19 protein-coding genes are annotated in these 21,518 nt (G+C 74.3%); 4 read left to right on the forward strand and 15 right to left on the reverse strand.

The window, feature by feature from the left end:
- Positions 1 to 3: 3 nt before the first annotated feature.
- The gene (locus tag AB2L28_RS18525) at positions 4 to 1,350 is read right to left on the reverse strand and encodes a purine-cytosine permease family protein (protein ID WP_370720468.1); all 1,347 of its coding nucleotides are present in this window, start codon (positions 1,348 to 1,350) and stop codon (positions 4 to 6) included.
- 193 nt (positions 1,351 to 1,543) lie between these two features.
- Between AB2L28_RS18525 and AB2L28_RS18530 the strand changes: the two genes are divergently transcribed.
- Positions 1,544 to 2,380 carry a TspO-related membrane protein gene (locus AB2L28_RS18530; RefSeq protein ID WP_370720469.1) on the forward strand — a complete coding sequence of 279 codons (837 nt, stop codon included), beginning with the start codon at positions 1,544 to 1,546 and terminating at the stop codon, positions 2,378 to 2,380.
- Here AB2L28_RS18530 and AB2L28_RS18535 read toward each other — a convergent pair.
- The 5 genes from AB2L28_RS18535 to dxr form a co-directional block, all read right to left on the reverse strand.
- Positions 2,349 to 4,109, reverse strand: coding sequence for a proline--tRNA ligase (locus tag AB2L28_RS18535; protein ID WP_370720470.1), 1,761 nt, complete (start codon positions 4,107 to 4,109; stop codon positions 2,349 to 2,351). The genes AB2L28_RS18530 and AB2L28_RS18535 overlap by 32 nt on opposite strands.
- Before the next feature lie 352 nt (positions 4,110 to 4,461).
- Positions 4,462 to 5,349 carry a GNAT family N-acetyltransferase gene (locus AB2L28_RS18540; RefSeq protein WP_370720471.1) on the reverse strand — a complete coding sequence of 296 codons (888 nt, stop codon included), beginning with the start codon at positions 5,347 to 5,349 and terminating at the stop codon, positions 4,462 to 4,464.
- A gap of 58 nt (positions 5,350 to 5,407) precedes the next feature.
- Positions 5,408 to 6,565 carry a flavodoxin-dependent (E)-4-hydroxy-3-methylbut-2-enyl-diphosphate synthase gene (gene ispG, locus AB2L28_RS18545; protein WP_370720472.1) on the reverse strand — a complete coding sequence of 386 codons (1,158 nt, stop codon included), beginning with the start codon at positions 6,563 to 6,565 and terminating at the stop codon, positions 5,408 to 5,410.
- 75 nt (positions 6,566 to 6,640) lie between these two features.
- Positions 6,641 to 7,963 (reverse strand): M50 family metallopeptidase, encoded by a 1,323-nt coding sequence (locus tag AB2L28_RS18550; RefSeq protein WP_370720473.1) that lies wholly within the window; start codon positions 7,961 to 7,963, stop codon positions 6,641 to 6,643.
- Positions 7,960 to 9,216 (reverse strand): 1-deoxy-D-xylulose-5-phosphate reductoisomerase, encoded by a 1,257-nt coding sequence (dxr, locus tag AB2L28_RS18555; protein WP_370720474.1) that lies wholly within the window; start codon positions 9,214 to 9,216, stop codon positions 7,960 to 7,962. The genes AB2L28_RS18550 and dxr overlap by 4 nt, the downstream gene beginning before the upstream one ends.
- A gap of 120 nt (positions 9,217 to 9,336) precedes the next feature.
- Between dxr and AB2L28_RS18560 the strand changes: the two genes are divergently transcribed.
- The gene (locus tag AB2L28_RS18560; protein ID WP_370720475.1) at positions 9,337 to 10,422 is read left to right on the forward strand and encodes a trypsin-like serine peptidase; all 1,086 of its coding nucleotides are present in this window, start codon (positions 9,337 to 9,339) and stop codon (positions 10,420 to 10,422) included.
- 63 nt (positions 10,423 to 10,485) lie between these two features.
- Here AB2L28_RS18560 and AB2L28_RS18565 read toward each other — a convergent pair whose 3' ends face one another.
- Both AB2L28_RS18565 and gabT read right to left on the reverse strand, forming a co-directional pair.
- Positions 10,486 to 11,970 carry an NAD-dependent succinate-semialdehyde dehydrogenase gene (locus AB2L28_RS18565; protein WP_370720476.1) on the reverse strand — a complete coding sequence of 495 codons (1,485 nt, stop codon included), beginning with the start codon at positions 11,968 to 11,970 and terminating at the stop codon, positions 10,486 to 10,488.
- 36 nt (positions 11,971 to 12,006) lie between these two features.
- On the reverse strand, positions 12,007 to 13,389 hold the full coding sequence (gabT, locus tag AB2L28_RS18570; protein ID WP_370720477.1) for a 4-aminobutyrate--2-oxoglutarate transaminase: 1,383 nt from the start codon (positions 13,387 to 13,389) through the stop codon (positions 12,007 to 12,009).
- A gap of 104 nt (positions 13,390 to 13,493) precedes the next feature.
- On the opposite strand from gabT, the gene AB2L28_RS18575 reads away from it, so the two are divergent.
- Together AB2L28_RS18575 and AB2L28_RS18580 are read left to right on the forward strand one after the other, a co-directional pair.
- Positions 13,494 to 14,879 (forward strand): PucR family transcriptional regulator ligand-binding domain-containing protein, encoded by a 1,386-nt coding sequence (locus AB2L28_RS18575; RefSeq protein WP_370720478.1) that lies wholly within the window; start codon positions 13,494 to 13,496, stop codon positions 14,877 to 14,879.
- Between the two features lie 24 nt (positions 14,880 to 14,903).
- Positions 14,904 to 15,305, forward strand: a complete 402-nt coding sequence (locus AB2L28_RS18580) for a pyridoxamine 5'-phosphate oxidase family protein (RefSeq protein ID WP_370720479.1) — start codon at positions 14,904 to 14,906, stop codon at positions 15,303 to 15,305.
- Positions 15,306 to 15,312: 7 nt separating this feature from the next.
- Here AB2L28_RS18580 and AB2L28_RS18585 read toward each other — a convergent pair whose 3' ends face one another.
- The 7 genes from AB2L28_RS18585 to rpsB all read right to left on the reverse strand — a co-directional run bounded on the left by AB2L28_RS18585 (position 15,313) and on the right by rpsB (position 21,426).
- A complete protein-coding gene (locus tag AB2L28_RS18585) occupies positions 15,313 to 15,888 on the reverse strand; it encodes a DivIVA domain-containing protein (RefSeq protein ID WP_370720480.1) in 576 nt (191 codons plus the stop codon).
- Positions 15,889 to 15,898: 10 nt separating this feature from the next.
- On the reverse strand, positions 15,899 to 17,002 hold the full coding sequence (rlmN, locus tag AB2L28_RS18590) for a dual-specificity RNA methyltransferase RlmN (protein ID WP_370720593.1): 1,104 nt from the start codon (positions 17,000 to 17,002) through the stop codon (positions 15,899 to 15,901).
- Between the two features lie 134 nt (positions 17,003 to 17,136).
- Positions 17,137 to 18,003: a phosphatidate cytidylyltransferase gene (locus AB2L28_RS18595; protein ID WP_370720481.1), complete on the reverse strand. Its 867-nt coding sequence runs from the start codon at positions 18,001 to 18,003 to the stop codon at positions 17,137 to 17,139.
- An 8-nt stretch (positions 18,004 to 18,011) separates the two neighbouring features.
- Positions 18,012 to 18,569, reverse strand: a complete 558-nt coding sequence (frr, locus tag AB2L28_RS18600) for a ribosome recycling factor (RefSeq protein ID WP_370720482.1) — start codon at positions 18,567 to 18,569, stop codon at positions 18,012 to 18,014.
- A gap of 76 nt (positions 18,570 to 18,645) precedes the next feature.
- A complete protein-coding gene (pyrH, locus tag AB2L28_RS18605) occupies positions 18,646 to 19,407 on the reverse strand; it encodes a UMP kinase (RefSeq protein WP_370720483.1) in 762 nt (253 codons plus the stop codon).
- 172 nt (positions 19,408 to 19,579) lie between these two features.
- The gene (tsf, locus tag AB2L28_RS18610; RefSeq protein WP_370720484.1) at positions 19,580 to 20,407 is read right to left on the reverse strand and encodes a translation elongation factor Ts; all 828 of its coding nucleotides are present in this window, start codon (positions 20,405 to 20,407) and stop codon (positions 19,580 to 19,582) included.
- A gap of 113 nt (positions 20,408 to 20,520) precedes the next feature.
- Positions 20,521 to 21,426: a 30S ribosomal protein S2 gene (gene rpsB, locus AB2L28_RS18615; RefSeq protein WP_370720485.1), complete on the reverse strand. Its 906-nt coding sequence runs from the start codon at positions 21,424 to 21,426 to the stop codon at positions 20,521 to 20,523.
- Positions 21,427 to 21,518 lie beyond the last annotated feature (92 nt).

The raw sequence follows: 21,518 nt of genomic DNA on the forward strand, positions 1-21,518 counted from the left end.
CGGTCAGGCGGTCGCGGTGGCGGGTTCGGCGACCTCGCCGTCGGTGGTGCGGCTCGTCCCCACCTCGCGCAGCAGGCCCGTGCGGCCGGCGACGACGTACAGGACGAAGGAGATGACGAGGGAGTTCACCGACCCCAGCCCGACGTGGACGAAGTACCCGAACAGCGACGCCACGGCCCACACGACGATCGTCGCGGGCACCCACGTCGGGGAGGTCTCGGGGACGGCGTCACCGTCGGCGCGCGAGCTCTCCAGGACCCCGCGCCACTTCTTCACGACGAAGTACTCCGCGACCATGATCCCCGCGATGGGCGGGAAGACGACACCGAGGACGATGAGGAACCCGGTGAGCTGGCCGAGGATCCCGGCCGCGGCGAGCAGGCTCCCGACGACGCCGATGACGGCGGTCGTGACGGCCCGGTTGACGCGGCGACCGGTGACGGTGCCGATGAAGTTCACGACCCCGAGGCCGGAGGAGTAGAGGTTCCAGTCGTTGATCTTCACGGTGCCCAGGAGGACGACGAGGACCGCCACCCAACCGACGGAGGAGGTCAGGATGGTGGTGATGTCCGGGGAGCCGATGGCGTGCGCGAGCAGGACACCGGACATCCCGATGACGTACTCGCCCAGCGTGAAGCCCACGACGGTCTGCTTGACGACGTCGGCGCTGGACTTGTTGAACCGGGTCATGTCCGGGGTGATGACGGCCCCGACGATGAACCCGCCGGCGACGAGGGTCGTCCCGGTGGCCAGGCTGATGGGTTCGCCCGGCGGCGGGGTGGACATGAGCGCACCGACGTCGTTCGTGGCCAGCTCGCTGACGATCGCCCAGCCGACGAGGACGAGGAACGCCGGCACGGTGACGTACGCCGTCCAGGCCATGGACCCGAACCCGAAGATGCAGATCGCCGTCACGACGAGGCCGAAGAGGATGGACCAGCCCCAGACGGGCAGGCCGCCGAGGGTGCTGGCCAGACCCTGCGCCGAGACCGCGGACTGGATGCCGAACCAGCCGATGAGGCTGATGCCGATCGCGAGGCCGATGAGCGCCGACCCGCCGCGGCCGAACCCGAGCCAGCGCGCGACCATCGAGGTGGACATGCCCTCGCGGGAGCCGATGATGCCGACGAAGATCGCGACGACCTCGAGGATGACGGCCCCGAACGTGAACGCCCAGAACGCCGTCCAGAAGCTCATCCCGAACCCGAGCGTGGCGCCGAGGAGGAACTGGCTGAGGGCCGAGACCTGGCCGAACCGTTGGACCGCGACGGACCACCAGCTGTAGCGCGCGCTCTGGGGGACGCGACCGAGCGCGTGGTCGTCGGCGGTGTGTCCTGCTGCACCTGACACGGGGGCTCCCGGGGTCCGGAGGGTCGTGGAGGGGTTCGTGAGGACGCTAGGGGTGGTGCCGTGGACGGTCACGGGGCGGATCGCCCGGGGGTCGACCCTCCGCTGTGCGGGTCGCACGGTCACGCGGCGGGCGTGGCGAGGTCGGCGGACGGCGCCCACGTGCAGCGCGCGGGCGGGGGCGAGAGCATGGGGCGTGAGCAGCGACGCGCCCCTCGACCGGCTCGACGGCACCCGCACCGGCCACGGCCCGTCCGACACCGTCCGCCAGGGTGTCGTCGTGGCCAGCGCCGTCCTCGGCATCGTCGGAGCGGCCGCCGGTTCCGGCGCCTTCGGCGGCACCCCCGTCGCCTCGGCCGCCGGGGGCGCGCTGAGCGCGGACGCCACGTTCGTGGCCCCCGCCGGTCCGGCGTTCGCGATCTGGTCGGTCGTCTACACGGGCCTGGCCGGGCTGGCGGTCTGGCAGGCCTTGCCGGCCCGGCGCGAGGACCCGCGCCAGCGGGCCACGGGTTGGTGGACGGCGGCGTCGCTGGTCCTCAACGCCGTCTGGATCGGCACCGTGCAGCTGGGGTCGGTGTGGTCGTCCGTCGTCGTCATCGCGGTGCTGCTGCTCGTGCTCGTCAAGACGTTCGGTGCGCTGCTGGCCGACCGGCCCCGCACCCGCGTCGAGGGCGTCCTCGTCGACGGGACGATCGGCCTGTACCTGGGGTGGGTGTCGATCGCGACGGTCGCCAACGCGGCCGCCGCCCTGCGCAGCAGCGGTCTGACCGGCGGGGAGACCGGCTGGGCCGTCGCCGTCCTCGGGGTCGCCGCCGGGGTCGGGGTGTTCACCGCCGTCCGCAGCCGCGGCCGCCTCGCCTTCGGTGCGGGCCTGGCCTGGGGCCTGGGCTGGGTGGCCGCGGCTCGCGGCGGGGCCGAGCAGAACACCTCGACGACCGTCGCCGTGAGCGCGGGGGTGGCCGCCGCGGTGGTCGCGGGGACCACCGTGGCGGCGCGCCTGCTCAGCCGCGGACGACGGCGGCGACGCGGCTGACCGCGTCGGCGACGGGCACCTGCTCGGACTCGCCGCTGCGGCGGTCCTTCAGCTCGACCGTGCCCTCGGCCAGGCCCTTGCCGACGACGAGGATCGTCGGCACCCCGATGAGCTCGGCGTCCTTGAACTTCACCCCGGGCGAGACCTTGGGGCGGTCGTCGTAGAGGACCTCGATCCCCTGCGCGTCGAGCTCGGACGCGATCCGCTCGGCCGTCTCGAAGACCGCCGCGTCCTTGCCCGTGGCGACGACGTGCACGTCGGCGGGGGCGAGCGCGCGGGGCCAGACGAGGCCCTTGTCGTCGTGGTTGCCCTCGGCGACGCACGCCATGGCGCGCGTGACGCCGATGCCGTAGGAACCCATCGTCACCACGACCTGCTTGCCGAACTCGTCGAGCACCTTGAGGTCCAGGGCCTGCGCGAAGCGGCGGCCGAGGGCGAAGATGTGCGCGATCTCGATGCCGCGCGCCAGCTCCAGCGGACCGGACCCGTCGGGGGCCTCGTCACCGGCCTTGACCTCGGCGGCCTCGACGAGGCCGTCGGGGGTGAAGTCGCGGCCGGCGACGAGGTCGTAGACGTGCTGGCCGGGGGCGTCGGCGCCGGTGACCCACGCCGTGCCGCCCGCGACGCGCGGGTCGACGAGGTAGCGGATGCCCGAGGCGTTCTCCGAGCCCAGCACACCGGGCCCGATGTAGCCCTTGACGAGCGAGGGGTGCCCGGCGAACTCCGCGGCCTCGAACGGCTGGACCTCGGCGGGCGAGACCGCGGCCTCGAGGCGCTTGAGGTCGACCTCGCGGTCGCCGGGCACGCCGACGGCGAGCGGCTCGCGCGTCCCGTCGGGGTGCTTGAGGACGACGATGACGTTCTTCAGCGTGTCCGCGGCCGTCCAGGGCCGGTCGGCGCGGGGGTGCTTCTCGTTGCTGACCGCGACGAGCGTCTCGATGGTCGGGGTGTCGGGGGTGTCCTCCACGTGAGCGGCGGGCAGCCCGTCGAACGGGACGGCCGCGGGCGCGAGCGTCGTGACGGCCTCCACGTTCGCGGCGTACCCGCCGGGCGAGCGGACGAAGGTGTCCTCCCCGATCGCGGTGGGGTGCAGGAACTCCTCGCTGCGCGAGCCGCCCATGGCCCCCGACACCGCCGAGACGACGACGAAGTCCAGGCCGAGACGGCGGAAGATCTTGACGTACGCCTCGCGGTGCAGGTCGTAGGACTTCTCCAGGCCCGCGTCGTCGACGTCGAAGCTGTAGGAGTCCTTCATCGTGAACTCGCGCCCGCGCAGGATGCCCGCCCGCGGACGCGCCTCGTCGCGGTACTTCGTCTGGATCTGGTAGATCGACAGCGGCAGGTCCTTGTACGAGGAGTACAGGTCCTTGACCAGCAGCGTGAACATCTCCTCGTGCGTGGGGGCGAGGAGGTAGTCGGCGCCCTTGCGGTCCGTGAGCTTGAATATGCCGTCGCCGTAGTCGCTCCAGCGGTTCGTCGCCTCGTACGGCTCGCGGGGCAGCAGCGCCGGGAAGTGGACCTCCTGCGCACCGGCCGCGTCCATCTCCTCGCGGACGATCCCCTCGACCTTGCGCAGCACCTTCAGCCCCAGCGGCAGCCAGGTGTAGATCCCGGGGGCGGCGCGGCGGACGTACCCGGCCCGCACGAGGAGCTTGTGGCTGGCGACCTCGGCCTCGACCGGGTCCTCCCGCAGGGTCCGCAGGAACAGCGTCGACATCCGCATCAGCACGCCCGACAGGCTACCGGCGCGACCCGGCCGCCCTCGCCGCACTTCCCGGCCCGCCCCTCCACCGCGACGGCAGGCGCCGAGGTCCCTGCAGGTCCCGCCGATCTGGACTGCCTGCTCCTCCACGGTCCTCCGGACCACGCTCGCCCCGTCGTCCTCGAGCAGGTCACGGGCGGGACGGGAGAGGCGGGTCGCCGGGTCCAGGCGGCGGTTCTGCCGGCCCTGGACGGACGGATCGAGCACACCGACGGTTCCAGCGATGGGCGTCGGGTCCACACTTGCGCCGCACCGGCGGCGCAACCGGGCGATCCACGGCGTCACCGGACCCGCTGGAGGCTCGTGAGGACCGCGTTCCTCAGAACAGGACGGTCGCGAACGACCCGACCTCGCGGAACCCGACGCGGCGGTAGGCGGCGAGGGCGCGGGCGTTGTAGTCGTTGACGTACAGGGAGACCTGCTGCACCCCGTCGGCGCGGGCGGCCTCGACGACGGCGGCCATCGCCGGTTCGGACAGCCCCTCGCCGCGGCGGTGCGGCGGCACCCACACGCCCTGCACCTGCACGACCTTCGGGGAGACGGCGCCGAGCTCGGCCTTGAAGACGACCTCGGGACCGGACCGCCCGGCGTCGATGCGCACGAACGAGCGCCCCGTGGAGACGAGCTCGGCGATGCGCGCGCGGTATGCGCCACCGCCGTCGGGCGGGGCGGGCGCGTAGCCGATCTCCTCGGTGAACATCGCGACGCAGGCGGGGACGACGAGGTCGAGCTCGCGCAGCGTCGCACGTCGCACCGACGGGTCCGGGCGCACGGACGGCGCGGTGTCGCACACCATGAGCGGCTGGTGGGCCCGCACGTCGCGCGCGCCGCGCCAGTACGGCTCGAGCCGGCGCCACAGCGCGAGCACCTGCTCGGCCGGGCCGACGAGGGAGGAGCAGCGGCGCCCCTCGGCGCGGGCCGTGGCGGCGAAGGCGTCCAGGGCCGCGGGCGTCGCCTCGACGGGGACGAGGTTCGCCCCGGCCCAGCACGCCGAGACGAGGACGCCGTCCTCGAACCAGCCCCACACCTGACCGCCGAGGTCGGTGCCGGGCCGGGCGAGCAGACCGAGGAGGCGGGCGGAGACGAAGAGGTTCGCGACGGGGTCGCGCTCGCACAACCGCAGCAGGGCGGGCGCGTCGGCACCGCCCAGCACCCGCAGGGTCCCGGAGGCGGCCGAGCCGCGCGCGGCCGAGTTCGTCAGCACCACTCCCGCATCCTGCCCGCTGCCGGGCGCCCGGTCGAGGTGGACACCCCGTCAGGTCCGTTCAGCCGACCGTGACGGTCGGGGCTGTCGTGGAGCCGTCGACGGGCTCGCCCATCTCGGCGGCGAGGCGGTTGGCCTCCTCGATGAGCGTCTCGACGATCGCGTGCTCGGGCACGGTCTTGATGACCTCGCCCTTGACGAAGATCTGGCCCTTGCCGTTGCCGCTGGCCACGCCGAGGTCGGCCTCACGGGCCTCCCCCGGGCCGTTGACGACGCAGCCCATGACGGCCACGCGCAGCGGGACGGTCAGCCCCTCCAGGCCCTCGGTGACGGCGTCGGCCAGGGAGTAGACGTCGACCTGGGCCCGTCCGCAGGACGGGCAGGACACGATCTCGAGCTTGCGCGGGCGCAGGTTCAGCGACTGCAGGATCTGGATGCCGACCTTGACCTCCTCGGCCGGCGGCGCGGACAGGGACACGCGGATGGTGTCCCCGATGCCCCTGCTCAGCAGCGCCCCGAACGCGGTCGCCGACTTGATCGTCCCCTGGAACGCCGGACCGGCCTCGGTGACGCCGAGGTGCAGCGGCCAGTCGCCGCGCTCGGCCAGCAGCTCGTAGGCGCGGACCATGACCACGGGGTCGTTGTGCTTGACCGAGATCTTGAAGTCGTGGAAGTCGTGCTCCTCGAACAGCGAGGCCTCCCAGACCGCGGACTCCACGAGCGCCTCCGGCGTGGCCTTGCCGTGCTTCTCCAGCAGGCGCGGGTCGAGGGAGCCGGCGTTGACGCCGATGCGGATCGAGACGCCCGCGTCCTTGGCCGCCTGGGCGATGTCCTTGACCTGGTCGTCGAACTTGCGGATGTTGCCGGGGTTCACGCGCACCGCGCCGCACCCGGCCTCGATGGCCGCGAAGACGTACTTCGGCTGGAAGTGGATGTCGGCGATGACCGGGATCTGCGACTTCTTCGCGATGATCGGCAGCGCCTCGGCGTCGTCGTTCGTCGGGCAGGCCACGCGGACGATGTCGCAGCCGGAGGCGGTCAGCTCGGCGATCTGCTGCAGGGTGGCGTTGATGTTCGTCGTCGGCGTGGTGGTCATCGACTGCACCGACACCGGCGAGTCGCTGCCGACGCCCACCTTGCCGACCTGGATCTGCCGGGTCTTGCGCCGGGGGGCCAGGACGGGCGGGGGGAGGGCGGGGAGACCGAGGCTGACGCTCACGCACAGCAGTATCAACCCCGGCTCCGACACGGACGAAGCCAGCCCGTCCGCCACCCGTGGAGCCTCACCGGACCCTCACTGGTTCAGCGTCACCGGCCGCACGATGTCGGCGTACAGCAGCAGCACGCTCATCCCCACGAGCAGGATCGAGACCCCGTAGGCGACGGGCATGGCCTTGGCCACGTCCACCGGCCCGGGGTCGGGGCGCCGCCGCAGCCGGTAGACCCCCTTCTTGACGACCTCCCACAGCGCCCCGGCGATGTGGCCCCCGTCGAACGGGAGCAGCGGGATGAGGTTGAAGACGAACAGGGCGACGTTGAGGCCGGCCAGCAGCGAGACGAGGCGGGAGGTGCGCTCGGCGAGCTCGTCGCCGGGGATGACCGCGGGCAGCGCGTTGATCTCCCCCGCCAGCCGCCCGATGCCCACGACGCCGATCGGCCCGTTCGGGTCGCGGGGAGCGGTGCCGAACGCCGCCTGGGCCACGTCGTAGAGCCGCTGCGGCAACCGGACGACGATGCCCGCGACGCTCTCGATCTGCTGACCGACGACGCCGGGGACCTCCTCGAGGCCGATGCGCACGACCGCGGTGGACGGGGAGACCCCGAGGAAGCCGACCTCCTCGGTGCCTCCCGTGGGGCGGCCGGCGTCGTCGACGGCCTCGCGGCGGGTCGAGACGGGGGTGACCGTGAGCGGCACCCGCTGCCCGTCGCGCACGACGACGAGGTCGACGGGCTGCCCGCCGTGGTCGCGGATGGCCGCCGTGAGCTGGTTCCAGCCCTGGACCGGCCGGCCGTCGAACTCCACGACCTCGTCCCCCGGCCGCAGCCCGGCGGCCGCGCCCGGTGCGACCGGGTCGCCCGGCGCGCACGTCGTGGCCGTGCTGCCGGCGGGCAGGACGCACTGCGAGACGGCCGACAGCCGCGGGACGGGACCGGGCTGACCGATCGCGCTGGCGGCGATCGCCGTCAGCACGAGCGCGAGGACGAGGTTGACGAACGGGCCGCCGAACATCACGACGACGCGCTGCCAGACGGGTTTGCGGCAGAAGGTGCGGTGCTCCTCCCCCGGCCCGACCTCGACGAAGCTGGCCTGCCGGGCCTCCTCGGCCATGAGCGCCCACCGCCCGGTGGACGACGCCCTGAGCCGGCCGTCCGGTCCGGGCGGGAACATCCCGATCATCCGGATGTAGCCCCCCAGGGGGATGGCCTTGACGCCGTACTCGGTCTCCCCGCGCCGGCGGGAGAACAGGGTCGGGCCGAAGCCGACCATGTACTGCGTGACCTTGATGCCGAAGGTCTTGGCGGGCAGCAGGTGCCCGACCTCGTGCAGGGCGATGGACAGGGCCACCCCGACGACCGCCACGAGGACGCCGGCGACCCAGAGCAGGACCTCGCTCACCGGACCGCCCCGGTCGTGCCCGTGAGCTCGCGGGCCCGGGTGCGGGCCCAGTCCTCGGCGGCCAGGACGTCCTCGACGTCACGCGGCTCACCGGCCGGGTCGTGCTCGGCGACGACGCGGGCGAGCGTGTCGACGATGCCGAGGAACGGCAGCGCCCCGGCGTGGAAGGCGGCGACGCACTCCTCGTTCGCCGCGTTGAACACGGCCGGGACCGTCGAGCCGCGCCGGCCCGCCTCGCGGGCCAGGTCCAGGGCGGGGAAGGCGCGGGCGTCGACGGCTTCGAAGGTCCAGCTCGCCGCCCGGGTCCAGTCGACGGCCGCCGCGGCCCCGGCCACGCGGTCGGGCCAGGACAGCCCGAGCGCGATAGGCAGGCGCATGTCCGGCGGCGAGCACTGGGCCAGCGTGGACCCGTCGGTGAACTCGACCATCGAGTGCACGACCGACTGCGGGTGGACGACGACGTCGATGCGGTCGTAGCCGAGGCCGAACAGCAGGGAGGCCTCGATGACCTCCAGCCCCTTGTTGACGAGCGTGGCGGAGTTCGTCGTCACGACCGGTCCCATCGACCAGGTCGGGTGGGCCAGGGCCTGCTCGGGGGTGACGTCGGCGAGCTCGGCGCGCGTGCGACCGCGGAACGGCCCCCCGCTGGCGGTCAGGACGAGCCGGGCGACCTCGTCGGCGGCGCCCCCGCGGAGGCACTGCGCCAGGGCGGAGTGCTCGGAGTCGACGGGGACGACCTGGCCGGGGGCCGCCGCGCGCGTCACCAGGGGGCCACCGGCGACGAGGGACTCCTTGTTGGCCAGGGCCAGGGTGCGGCCCGTGGCGAGGGCGGCCAGCGTCGGCCGCAGCCCCACCGAACCCGTCATGCCGTTGAGGACGACGTCGCAGGGGTGCGCCGCGACCTCCGTGGCGGCCTCGGGCCCGGCGACGACCCGGGGCAGCGCCCGCCCGCCCGCCTGCGCGCGCAGCGCCTCCTCGAGCGGGCCGCGGGCCTCCTCGCGGGCGACGCCGACGAGCGCGACGGCGTGGTCGAGGGCCTGCCGCGCCAGGGCGCCGACGTCGGCGCCACCGGCGGCCAGGGCCACGACGCGGAAGGTGGGGCCGGTCCCGCCGGCCCGGTCCGCCGCGCGCACGACGTCCAGCGCCTGGGTGCCGATCGAGCCCGTGCTCCCGAGCAGGACCACCTCGCGGACACCCCCGCCGGTGCGCTCGGTCGGGTCGGCGGCGTGACGGGGAGGACGGTGGGGGCTCACGACCCCATCATGGCCTGCACCCGCGGCCCGCCACGTGCCGTGACGGGACGGTTGCAGCAGATCTGCACGGGATCGGCAAGGATGACCCCGGTAGCACGACCACTCGGGAGGGACCCCGTCATGCGCACGCACCTCACGCGGAGGCTCATCGCCGCGTCCTCGGCCGCCGTCGTCACGCTCAGCGGCGCGGCGACGTACGCCGCGACGACGGCGGCCGCCGCCCCCGGGCCGGGCGGGGCAGGGGTGTCCCTGCTCACGACCCTCGACGCGTCCGACCAGCGGGCCGCCCTGGACTTCTGGACCGCGGAGCGGCTGGCGGAGGCCACGCCCGTGGACCGCGTGGTCACCGGCCGCGGCGCCGGTGCCCCCGGCGCGGCCGCGGCGATCGGGGTCCCCCCGGCCCCCTCCCCGGGGGCCGGCGCGCAGCCCCGGTCGACGACGTCGGGCACGGGGGACGCCCCCGGGCTGCCGCGGGCGCGGCGCGCGACCTCCGGGGTCGTCACGGGCGGTGCCGTGAGCACCGCCCGGGCCTGGACCGGGGACGCGGTGCCGACCGTGGGCCGCCTGTACTTCACCCAGGGGGCGGGCAAGTACGAGTGCACCGCGAGCAGCGTCGACTCCCCCCGCGGCGACGTCATCGTCACCGCGGGCCACTGCGTGACCGAGAACGGGCTGGACTCCCAGAACCTCGTCTTCGTCCCGGGCCTGACGGGCACGAGCGAGCCGCAGGGCCGGTTCGCGGTGGGCCGGACGTTCACGACGCCGCAGTGGCGCACGGGTGACCAGCAGTCCTCGGCGGCGCTGAGCTTCGACGTGGGGTTCGCCGTGGTCGCACCCCGGGACGGGAAGTCGCTGAAGGACGTGGTGGGCGCCAACGCGATCGCGTTCGACGCCCCGCTGGCGCGCACGACCGTGCTCGGCTACCCCGGCCGCAGCCGGACCGCCGACGGGTTCACGCTGCAGTACTGCACCGGCGCCCAGTTCACCGACAACGGCCCGGGCGCCACGAGCGACGTGGCGGTCCTGTGCGACCTCGGCGGCGGGTCCAGCGGTGGCCCCTGGCTGCACGACGTCGACCCGGCCACGGGCACCGGCACGGTGACGTCCGTCGTCAGCTTCAGCTACGACGACAACACCTCGGTCCTGTACGGGCCGCGGTTCGGCGGCGTCGTCCGTGACGTGTACGCCCAGGCGGCCGGCGCCTGACCCGCCGCCCGCGCGCGAGGAGGGCCCCCACCGCGTCGGCGGGGGCCCTCCTCGCGCGTCGGGTCAGAGCGGGAAGTTCACGTACTTCGTCTCGAGGTACTCCTCGATGCCCTCCAGGCCGCCCTCGCGGCCGAACCCGCTCGCCTTCACCCCGCCGAAGGGGGCGGCGGCGTTGGAGACGACCCCGGCGTTGAGGCCGACCATGCCCGACTCCAGCGCCTCGGCGACGCGCATCCCGCGGTCCAGGCCCCGGGTGAACGCGTAGGCGACGAGGCCGTACTCGGTGTCGTTGGCCAGGGCCAGGCCCTCCTGCTCGGTGTCGAAGACGACGACGGGCGCGACGGGCCCGAACGTCTCCTCGGTGAGCAGCCGCGCGCCGGCGGGGACGTCGACGACGACGGTCGGGGCGTAGAAGTAGCCGGCGTCGCCGACGGGTCCGCCGCCGGTGAGCACGCGGGCGCCGGCCTCGACGGCCTCGGTGACGCGGGCCGCGACGTCCTCGCGGGCCCGGGCGTCGATGAGCGGCCCGACCTGCGCGCCGTCCTCGGTCCCGCGACCCACGACGAGGGAGCCCATCCGCTCGGCCAGGCGGCGGGAGAACTCCTCGGCCACCCCGCGCTGGACGTAGAACCGGTTGGCCGCCGTGCACGCCTCGCCCTGGTTGCGCATCTTGGCGGCCATCGCGCCGTCGACCGCCGCGTCCAGGTCGGCGTCGTCGAAGACGAGGAACGGGGCGTTCCCGCCGAGCTCCATCGAGACGCGCAGCAGCCGTTCGGCGGACTGCTCCACGAGCTTCTTCCCCACGGGGGTGGAGCCGGTGAACGTCAGCTTGCGCAGCCGCGGGTCGGCGATGAGCGGGGCCGTGACCTCGCCCGTGGCGGACGTCGTGACGACGTTGACGACGCCGTCGGGAACCCCCGCCTCGGCGAGGACCTGCGCCAGCAGCAGCGTCGTGAGCGGGGTCTGGGTGGCCGGTTTCACGACGATGGTGCACCCCGCGGCGAGCGCCGGGGCGATCTTCCGGGTGCCCATGGCGAGCGGGAAGTTCCACGGCAGGATCGCCAGCACGGGGCCGACGGGCTGCTTCATCGTCAGCAGCCGGGAACCGCCGACGGGGTTCTGCGCGTACCGGCCGGCGATCCGCGGGGCCTCCTCGGAGAACCAGCGGAAGAACTCGTTGCCGTACGCCACCTCGCCGCGCGCCTCGGCCAGCGGTTTGCCCATCTCCAGGGTCATGAGGAGGGCGAAGTCGTCGGCGCGGGCGGCGACGAGGTCGAACGCGCGGCGCAGGACCTCCGCGCGTTCACGGGTGGGCGTGCGGGCCCACCCCGCCTGCGCGGCCACGGCGGCGTCCAGGGCGGCGGCGCCGTCCTGCACCGTCGCGTCGGCGATCTCGACGAGGGTGCGGCCGGTGGCCGGGTCCTCGACGGGGATGCGCGCGCCGCCGGCGGCCTGGCGCCAGGTGCCGCCGATGAACAGGTCGGTGGGGACCTCCGCGAGGAGTTCGCGCTCCCTGGAGCCGGTGCTGGTCGTGGTGGTGCTCGTCATGGTGGCGATCCTCTCGTGGGGTCCGTCCGGGGTGGTTCAGGCGGAGGCGAAGACGCCGTCCAGCACGTCGAACGCCTGCTCCAGCAGGGCGTCGTCGATGCTCAGCGGCGGCAGGAACCGCAGGACGTTGCCGTCGGTGCCGCAGGTCAGGACGACGACGCCGCGGCGGGCGGCCTCGGTCGCGACCTTCTTGGCCAGGGCGGCGTCGGGTTCGGTGGTGCCGGGCGCCACGAGCTCGACGGCGACCATGGCGCCGCGGCCGCGGACGTCGCCCACGCGCGGGTCGCGGTCGGCGAGGGCGCGCAGCCGGCGGAACAGCAGTTCCTCGATCTGCCGGGCGCGCGCGAGGAGGCCGTCCTCCTCGACGGTCCGCAGGACGGCGAGCGCCGCGGCCGTGGCCAGCGGGTTACCGCCGTAGGTGCCGCCGAGACCGCCGGTGACGGGGGCGTCGAGGACCTCGGCGCGGCCCGTGACGGCCGACAGGGGCAGGCCGCCGGCGACGCCCTTGGCGATGGTGACGAGGTCGGGTTCGACGCCCTCGAGCGCGCTGGCGAACCAGGCGCCGGTGCGGGCGAGTCCGGTCTGCACCTCGTCGGCGACGAACACGACGCCGTTCTCGCGGGCCCAGGCCGCGATGGCCGGCAGGAACCCCGGCGCCGGCACGATGAACCCGCCCTCGCCCTGGACGGGCTCGACGACGATCGCGGCGAGGTTGGCGGCGCCGACCTGCTTGTCCATGACGGCGATGGCCCGCGCGGCGGCGGTCGGGCCGTCGAGGCCGTCGCGGAACGGGTAGCTCAGCGGTGCGCGGTAGACCTCGGGCGCGAACGGCCCGAACCCGTTCTTGTAGGGCATGTTCTTGGCCGTCATGGCCATCGTGAGGTTGGTGCGGCCGTGGTAGGCGTGGTCGAAGACGACGACGGCCTGACGGCCGGTGTGGGCGCGGGCGATCTTCACGGCGTTCTCGACGGCCTCGGCCCCGGAGGTGAAGAAGGCGCTCTTCTTGGCGAAGTCGCCGGGGGTCAGCTCGGCGAGGCGCTCGGCGAGCTCCACGTAGGAGTCGTACGGGGTGATCATGAAGCAGGTGTGGGTGAAGCGGGCGGCCTGCTCGGTGACGGCCTGCACGACGGCCGGGGCGGAGTTGCCCACCGTGGTCACGGCGATGCCCGAGCCGAGGTCGGCGTAGGAGTTCCCGTCGACGTCGACGACGACCCCACCGCCGGCGGCGTGGGCGAAGAACGGCATCGAGGAGCCGACGGCCGCCGAGACGGCCGCGGTGCGGCGGGCGGCCAGCTCCCGCGAGCGCGGGCCGGGGACCTCGGTGACGAGGCGGATCTCCTGCGGCAGCGCGGGGCCACCGTGCGTGGGGGTCGAGCCGGTCGTCCGCTGCGGGCCGTGCCCCGGGGTGAGCGTCGTCATGGCACGACGGTAGGCGCCCGGCCGCCCGCCGTCAGTGCCCGGTTCGCACCTCCTGACGCCCCGCAGCGGTGCGGATCCGACACCCGGTGCGGCACCCTGGGGGCGTGGTGCTGCTCGCGGACCTCCTCTCGACGGCCTCCTTGGACCTGCGCCTCGTCGGCGGCGACCCGAGCGTCCCGGTGCGCTGGGTCGCCACGAGCGAGCTGGACGACCCGACCCCGTTCCTGGAGGGCGGGGAGCTGCTGCTGACCACCGGGTTGCGCGTGCCCCGGGACGGCTGGGCGGCCTGGGTGGGGCGGCTGGTCGCCGCCGGCGCCGCGGGGGTCGGGTTCGGCGTCGGCCTGTCGCACCGGAGCGTGCCGCGCGCTCTCGTCACGGCGGCCTCGACCGCCGGGCTCGCCCTGGTCGAGGTCCCCGTCCCCACCCCCTTCATCGCGGTCTCGCGGCGCCTGGCGGACCTGCTGCGGCGCGGTGAGAACGAGGCGGAGGCGACGGCCGCGCGCACCGGGCGGGACCTCGCGGCGGCCGCGGCGGGCCCGGACGGGGCGCGCGCGGTGCTGCGGCGCACGGCGCGGGCGGTGCACGGGGCGGCGTGGCTGCTCGACGCGGCGGGCACGGTCCTGACCGCGACGAGCGCGCAGGCCCCGCCCGCGGCGGCGCTGGAGGGGCTGGCGCGGGTCCGTGACCAGGGGGCGCGCGCGGCGTGGACGGAGGTCACGGCGGCCGGCACGCTCACCCTGCGGGCCAGCGGGCGGGCGCGGTGGCTGCTCGTCGCGGGCGGGCCCGACGTCCCGCGCGCCGTCCAGGGCACCGTGGGGACGGCGGCGGCGCTGCTGGACCTCCTGACGGCCCGCACGGCGCCGGGGCCGGCGCACGAGGCCGACCGCGTCACCGGCGAGGTCACGGCCTGCGCCGTCGACCTCGTCCTGTCGGGCCGCGGCGACCTCGCCCGACGGCTGGCCGGCGCCGTCGGGTTGGAGCTGCCCGACCCGGTCGTCGTCGTGCGCTGGAGCGGGCCCGCGGTCCCGGACCTGGCGCGCGGGGAGCACCACGCGCTGGGTTCCCCCGCCGCGGTGGCCGCCGCGCTGCGCGGGTACGCGGGCCGGGCCGGGGTCGCCCGGCCGGTCCCGCTGGCGCGCGCCGGTGCCCGGGCAGCCGACGCCGCGTGGTCCCGGACGACCCCGCAGCGTCCCGTGGTCCACGCCGACGGCTCCACGCTGCCGGAGAGCCTGGACCCGGCCGGGCTGGACGCGTGGGCCGCGGCGCGCCTCGCGGGCCTGGACGACGCGGCGCTGCGCCGGACCGTGGAGGTCTTCCTGGCCCACCACGGCGCCCGGCAGCCGACCGCCGACGCGCTCGGGGTGCACCGCAACACGGTGCGCCGGCGGATCGCGCGCGCGCAGCGGCTGCTGGGGGTCTCGCTGGAGGACCCGACGGACCGGGCGGAGGTGTGGCTCGCGCTGACGGCGACCCGCGCGCACGCGGGGTGAGCGGTCCCCTGCCAGACTCCCGCCGTGGCCCTGGACCCCGCCGACCTGCCCGCCGCCGCCCTGGAGTTCCTCGCCGAGCGCCACCTGGCGACGCTCACGACGCTGCGGGCCGACGGTTCCCCGCACGTCGTCCCGGTCGGGTTCACGTTCGACCCCGCCTCGGGCGAGGTGCGGGTCATCACGTCGGGCTCCTCGCGCAAGGCCGTCCACGCGGCCCGGGGGTCGCGCTGCGTCGTCTCCCAGGTCGACGGTCGGCGCTGGTTGTCGCTGGAGGGTCCGGGACGGGTGCTGGCGGACCCGGCGTCGGTGCGCGAGGCCGAGGAGCGCTACGCCCGCCGCTACCGCCCGCCGCGGGAGAACCCCGCCCGGGTCGTCGTGGTGTTCACCGTCGAGCGGGTGCTGGGGTCGGTCCCGCCGTGGGACTGAGCGCGGGTCAGCGGTAGCCGACCATGAGCTCGACGACCCGGTCGAGGAAGGCGTCCACGGGCGCCTCGCGGTAGCCGCGGCCCCCGCGCCGGGGCCGGAACAGCGCGTCCCGCACGTCGTCGGCGGTGAGGGTGAGCTCACCGCGGAAGTGGCGGACCAGCAGCGCGCACAGGTCGTCCACGTCGCGGGGGTGGTAGCCGCGGCGCACCCCGCGGCCGCGGGGGAACCGCTCACCGCGCCGCTCCTTCAGGCGGCCGGTGACGGCCTGGCCGAGGGCGGCGCGCCGGTCGGTCCAGGCCCGCTGGTCGGCCTGGGCCAGCGCGTGCGAGCGCTCCCGCCGCGCGAGGGCGTCCTCGACGTCGGCGAGCAGGTCGTCGGTGTCGGTGACGTCGTACCCGCCGAGCTGGGAGCCGAACCCGACCGCCCGCACCTGCGCCGAGGCCACCCGGCCCGCCGGGAGGGCGGTGGCGAGGTGGGCGAGGAACAGGTCGACGTCGGCCACCTTGTAGCCGCGGCGCAGCGCACCCGCCCGGGCCGGTCGTTCCCGGACGAGCTCGGTGAGGGGCACCGTGTCGCTGCTCACGCCTCGGTGCTCACGCGGTCGGCTGCTCGGGCCCGATGGCCGCGAGCTGACCGCAGGCGCCGTCGATCTCGCTGCCGCGGGTGTCGCGGACGGTGGTGGGGATGCCGCGGGCCTCCAGCGCCGCGACGAACGCCTTCTCCACGGCCGGCTCGCTCGCGGTCCACTTCGAGCCCGGGGTCGGGTTCAGCGGGATCGGGTTGACGTGCACCCAGCCGCGGCCGCGGGCGTTGAGCAGCTTGCCGAGGCGGTCGGCCCGCCAGGCCTGGTCGTTGACGTCGCGGATGAGCGCGTACTCGATGCTCACGCGCCGGCCGGTGGCCTCGAAGTAGCGGCGGGCCGCGTCCAGGGCCTGGGCGACGTTCCACCGCCGGTTGATCGGGACGAGGTCGTCGCGCAGCTCGTCGTCGGGGGCGTGCAGGCTCAGGGCCAGGGTCGCGGCGATCCCCTCGGCGGCGAACTTGTCGATGGCCGGGACCAGACCCACGGTCGACATCGTGAGGCCGCGCGCGGAGATGCCGAGGCCGTCGGGGGCGGGCTGGGTGAGCCGGCGCACGGCCGCGACGGCGGACTTGTAGTTGGCCAGCGCCTCCCCCATGCCCATGAAGACGACGTTGCCCACGCGGCCCTCGCCGCCGGGGACCTCACCGCGGGCCAGGGCGCGGGAGGCGGCCGTGACCTGCTCGACGATCTCCGCCGTCGACAGGTTGCGGGTCAGCCCCGCCTGGCCGGTGGCGCAGAACGGGCAGTTCATCCCGCACCCGGCCTGGCTGGAGATGCACAGGGTGTCGCGGTTCTGGTAGCGCATGAGGACCGACTCGACGAGCGCGCCGTCGTGCAGGCGGTAGAGCGTCTTGACGGTGGTCCCCCGGTCGGCCGTCAGCGTGCGGATCGGCGTCAGGAGCCGCGGCAGGAGCGCGTCGGCGATGCGCGAGCGACTGGCGGCCGGCAGGTCGGTCATCCGCGCCGGGTCGTCCTCGAGCCGCTCGAACCACTGCGTGGCGAGCTGCTTGCCGCGGAACGCCTTCTCCCCCAGCTCGACCATCGCCGGACCGCGCTCGGCCGGTTCGAGGTCGACGAAGTGGCGCGGCGGCTTGCCGCGGCGGGGTGCCCTCATGACGAGCTCGCCCGGGGCGGCCGGGGCCAGCGGGAGCGGTTCGCGCGGGGGCCGGGCGGGTCCTCCCGCCGGGGTCGTCGCGGGGTCCGGGGACAGGGGGGCGGGAGTGGACATCGCTCCCATGGTACGGCGGCTCAGGGGCCGAGGAACCAGACCAGCAGCAGGTGCACGACGGGGGCGGCGGGCAGCAGCGAGTCCAGCCGGTCCATGACGCCGCCGTGACCGGGCAGCAGCGTCCCCATGTCCTTGATGCCGAGGTCGCGCTTGAGCATCGACTCCGACAGGTCCCCGCCGATGGCCACGACGACCGTGACGGCACCCAGCAGGACGCCCTGCCACCACGAGGCCCCCAGCGCCAGCGGCAGCGCGACGGCCCCGGCGACCATGCCGACGAGGAGCGACCCGGCCGAGCCCTCCCACGACTTCTTCGGGCTGACCGAGGGCGCCATGGGGTGCCGGCCGAAGAAGACGCCCGCCGCGTACCCGCCCACGTCGCTGGCGACGACGAGGAGCACGAAGACGAGGACGCGCCAGGCCCCCTCGCTCGCGGCGAGCATGAGCATCGCGAACCCGGCCAGCAGCGGGCCGTAGGTGACGACGAAGATCCCGCCCGAGACGTCGCGCACGGCCGGCACCCGCACGGGTGAGCCGTGGTCGCCGCCGTCGTCGACGAGGCGGTAGACGACCACCGCGGCGACGGTGAGCGCGTACGCCGCGAAGAGCGTCTCGCCGCCGCCGAGGTAGGCGCCGGGCACCATCGCCAGGGTGCCCACCACGGGCGGCAGGACGGGGATCCGCAGGTGCCGCGCCCGGAAGGCGCGGACCATCTCGATCGTCCCGTAGAGGACGGCGGCGCAGGCCAGGACGCCGAAGGCCTCCCGGCGGACGAAGAGGCTGGCGATCAGCACCCCGCCCATCGCCACCCCCATGCCGATGGCGGCCGGGAGGTTGCGCCCCGCCCGCCGCGGTGGACGGGCGGTGGAGGTCGTCTCGCTGGTCACCGGCACGCTCAGACGGCCAGCAGCTCGGTTTCCTTGTTCTTCAGCAGCTCGTCGACGGCCTCGACGTGCTTCTTCGTCACCGACTCCAGCTCCTTCTCGGCCCGCCCGACCTCGTCCTCACCGGCCTCGCCGTCCTTGACGATGCGGTCCAGCTCCTCCTTGGCGCGGCGACGGACGTTGCGCAGCGAGACGCGGGCGTCCTCGGCCTTGGAGCGGGCGAGCTTGATGTAGTCCCTGCGCCGCTCCTCGGTCAGCTGCGGCAGCACGATCCGGATGACGTTGCCGTCGTTGCCGGGGTTCACGCCGAGGTCGGAGTTGCGCAGCGCCTTCTCGATCTCGCTCATCGCGCCGCGGTCGAAGGGCGTGATGAGCACCGAGCGCGCCTCGGGGATCTGGAAGCTCGCCAGCTGCTGCAGCGGGGTCGGGGCGCCGTAGTAGTCCACCACCACCTTGTGGAACATCGCGGCGTTGGCCCGTCCGGTGCGGATGGCCCCGAAGTCCTCCTTGGCGACCTCGACCGCCTTTTCCATCTTCTCCTCGGCCTCGAGGAGGGTGTCGTCGATCACGGTGGTCCCTTCGTCCTTCGTCCCGGCGCGTCCAGCGCCCCCGCAGTGCCGCAGCCCGCGGACGGGCCCGGGGGCCTCAGTCTGCGATCACCTGCGTGCCGATCCTCTCACCCCGCAGGGCGCGGGCCACTCCCTGGCCCTCCATGCCGAAGACGATCATCGGCAGGCGGTTGTCCATGCACAGGCTGAAGGCCGTGGTGTCGACGACGCGCAGGTTCTTGCGCAGGGCCTCGGCGTAGCTGATCGACTCGATCTTGGTGGCCGTCGGGTCGGTGCGCGGGTCGCCCGTGTAGACGCCGTCGACACCGTTCTTGGCCATGAGCACGGCGTCGGCGCGGACCTCCAGGGCCCGCTGCGCGGCGACCGTGTCGGTGGAGAAGTACGGCATGCCGGCGCCGGCGCCGAAGATGACGACGCGGCCCTTCTCCATGTGCCGGATGGCGCGGCGCGGGATGTAGGGCTCGGCGACCTGGCCCATCGTGATGGCCGTCTGGACGCGCGTGGCGACGTCCTGCTGCTCCAGGAAGTCCTGCAGCGCCAGGGCGTTCATGACGGTGCCGAGCATGCCCATGTAGTCGGCGCGGCTGCGTTCCATGCCCCGCTGGGACAGCTCCGCGCCGCGGAAGAAGTTGCCGCCCCCGACGACGATGGCGACCTGGACGCCCTGCTTGACGGGACCGGCGATCTCGCGGGCCACCTGGGCGATGACGTCGGGGTCGACCCCGACCCGGCCGTTGCCGAAGAACTCGCCGGAGAGCTTGAGCAGCACCCGCTGGTAGGCGGGGCGGGGGTGCACCGTCCCGGCCTCGAGGTCGACGGTCAGGCTCGGCTCGCTCACGCGGTGGCTCCTCGGGTGGTTGCGCTGGGGACGGGGCTGGGGTCTGGGCTGGGGTCACGGGCAGTCTGCCCCAGTCGGGTGCTGGAGGTCACCCTCGGTGAACCGCGACTGGTCCGGACGTGCGGACGGGGTGGGGGGACCCGTGGTCCCCCCACCCCGTGAGCGGTCTGCCTCAGACGCCCGCGCGGAAGCGGGCGAAGGCGGTCACCTGGGCGCCGGCGTCGGCCAGCAGCTTGGAGATGGTCACCTTCTGGTCCTTGGCGAACGGCTGCTCGAGCAGCACGTTGTCCTTGAAGAAGCTGTTGACGCGACCCTCGACGATCTTGGGCAGGGCGGCCTCGGGCTTCTTCTCCTCGCGCGCGGTCTCCTCGGCGATGCGGCGCTCGGACTCGACCTTCTCGGCCGGGACCTCGTCGCGGGTGAGGAAGGTCGGGCTCATCGCGGCGGTGTGCATCGCGACGTCCTTGCCCAGGGCGTCGTCGTCCTTGTCGAGGGCGACGAGGACGCCGATGGTCGGCGGCAGGTCCGTCGCGGTGCGGTGCAGGTAGGCCGAGACGTGGGTCCCCTCGATGCGCGCGACGTTGGGGACGAGGATCTTCTCGCCCATCGTCGCGTTCGCCTCGTCGAGGACGACCTGGACGGTCCTGCCGTCCATGTCGGAGGCCAGCAGCGCGGCGGAGTCGGTCGCGCCGACGGCCACGGCCTGGGCGAGGACCTGGTTGGCCAGGGTCACGAAGCCCTCGGACTTGGCGACGAAGTCGGTCTCGCAGTTGACCTGCACCATGACGCCGAGGCCACCGTCGACGTGCACGGCCACGAGGCCGTTGGACGCGTCGCGGTCGGCGCGCTTGGCGACGCCCTTCTGGCCCTTGATGCGCAGCAGCTCGATGGCCTTCTCGACGTCGCCGTCGGTCTCCACGAGCGCGTTCTTGCAGTCGAGCATGCCGGCGCCGGTCTTCTCGCGCAGGGCCTTGACGTCAGCGGCGGTGTACGCGGCCACGGTCTGTCCTCTCGTCGTTCCGTGAACTTCTGGTCGGGGGGTGGACGCGGCGACGCCCCGGGCCGGGGGCCCGGGGCGTCACCACAGGCGTCCTGTGTCGTACCTGGCGGAGGTCAGGCCTGCGCGGCGGCCTCGGCCGGCTCGCCCTCGCTGGCCGCGACCTCGGCCGGCTGACCCTCGGCCGCAGCGGCCTCGGCGACCTCGGGGGCGGTGGAGCCCTCGGCGGTCGCGGTCGACTCCGACCCGCCGGTCTGCTCACCCTCGTTGCCGGCCAGCAGGTCCTGCTCCCACGCGGCCAGCGGCTCGGCACCGGTCTCGGACTTGCCGCCGTGACGCACCTGCAGGCCGTCGGCGACCGCGTCGGCGATGACCCGCGTCAGCAGCGTGACGGACCGGATGGCGTCGTCGTTGCCGGGGATCCGGTAGTCGACGTCGTCCGGGTCGCAGTTGGAGTCCAGGATCGCCACGACCGGGATGTTGAGCTTCTTGGCCTCGTCGACCGCGAGGTGCTCCTTGTTGGTGTCGACGATCCACACCGCGGAGGGCACCTTGGTCATGTCGCGGATGCCGCCGAGCGTCTTCGTCAGCTTGTCGTACTCCCGACGCAGGACGAGCAGCTCCTTCTTCGTCAGCCCGGAGGCGGCGACGTCGTCGAAGTCGACCTCCTCGAGCTCGCGCATCCGGGCGATCCGCTTGGAGACGGTCGAGAAGTTCGTGAGCATCCCGCCGAGCCAGCGCTGGTTCACGTAGGGCATGCCCACGCGCGCGGCCTGCTCGGCGATGGACTCCTGGGCCTGCTTCTTCGTCCCGATGAACAGGATGCTGCCGCCGTGGGCGACGGTCTCCTTGACGAAGTCGTACGCGCGGTCGATGAAGGACAGCGACTGCTGCAGGTCGATGATGTAGATGCCGTTGCGCTCCGTGAACAGGAAGCGCTTCATCTTCGGGTTCCAGCGGCGCGTCTGGTGCCCGAAGTGCACACCGGACTCGAGCAGCTGGCGCATCGTCACGACGGCCATGGGTGGTCCTCCTCGTGCCGGCCCCCTGGTGGGGCCGATCGGTTGTCCCGCAGCGGGCCGGTCGGCCTGCCGCGCCTGGCTCCCGTGCGCAC

It is taken from the genome of Kineococcus mangrovi, assembly GCF_041320705.1.
GTDB lineage: Bacteria > Actinomycetota > Actinomycetes > Actinomycetales > Kineococcaceae > Kineococcus > Kineococcus mangrovi.

Excerpts from the sequence above, each read along its gene's own strand:
- AB2L28_RS18560 (WP_370720475.1), top strand. The coding sequence starts at position 9,337 with ATGCGCACGCACCTCACGCGGAGGCTCATCGCCGCGTCCTCGGCCGCC.
- AB2L28_RS18565 (WP_370720476.1), bottom strand. The coding sequence starts at position 11,970 with ATGACGAGCACCACCACGACCAGCACCGGCTCCAGGGAGCGCGAACTC.
- gabT (WP_370720477.1), bottom strand. The coding sequence starts at position 13,389 with ATGACGACGCTCACCCCGGGGCACGGCCCGCAGCGGACGACCGGCTCG.
- rlmN (WP_370720593.1), bottom strand. The coding sequence starts at position 17,002 with ATGAGGGCACCCCGCCGCGGCAAGCCGCCGCGCCACTTCGTCGACCTC.
- rpsB (WP_370720485.1), bottom strand. The coding sequence starts at position 21,426 with ATGGCCGTCGTGACGATGCGCCAGCTGCTCGAGTCCGGTGTGCACTTC.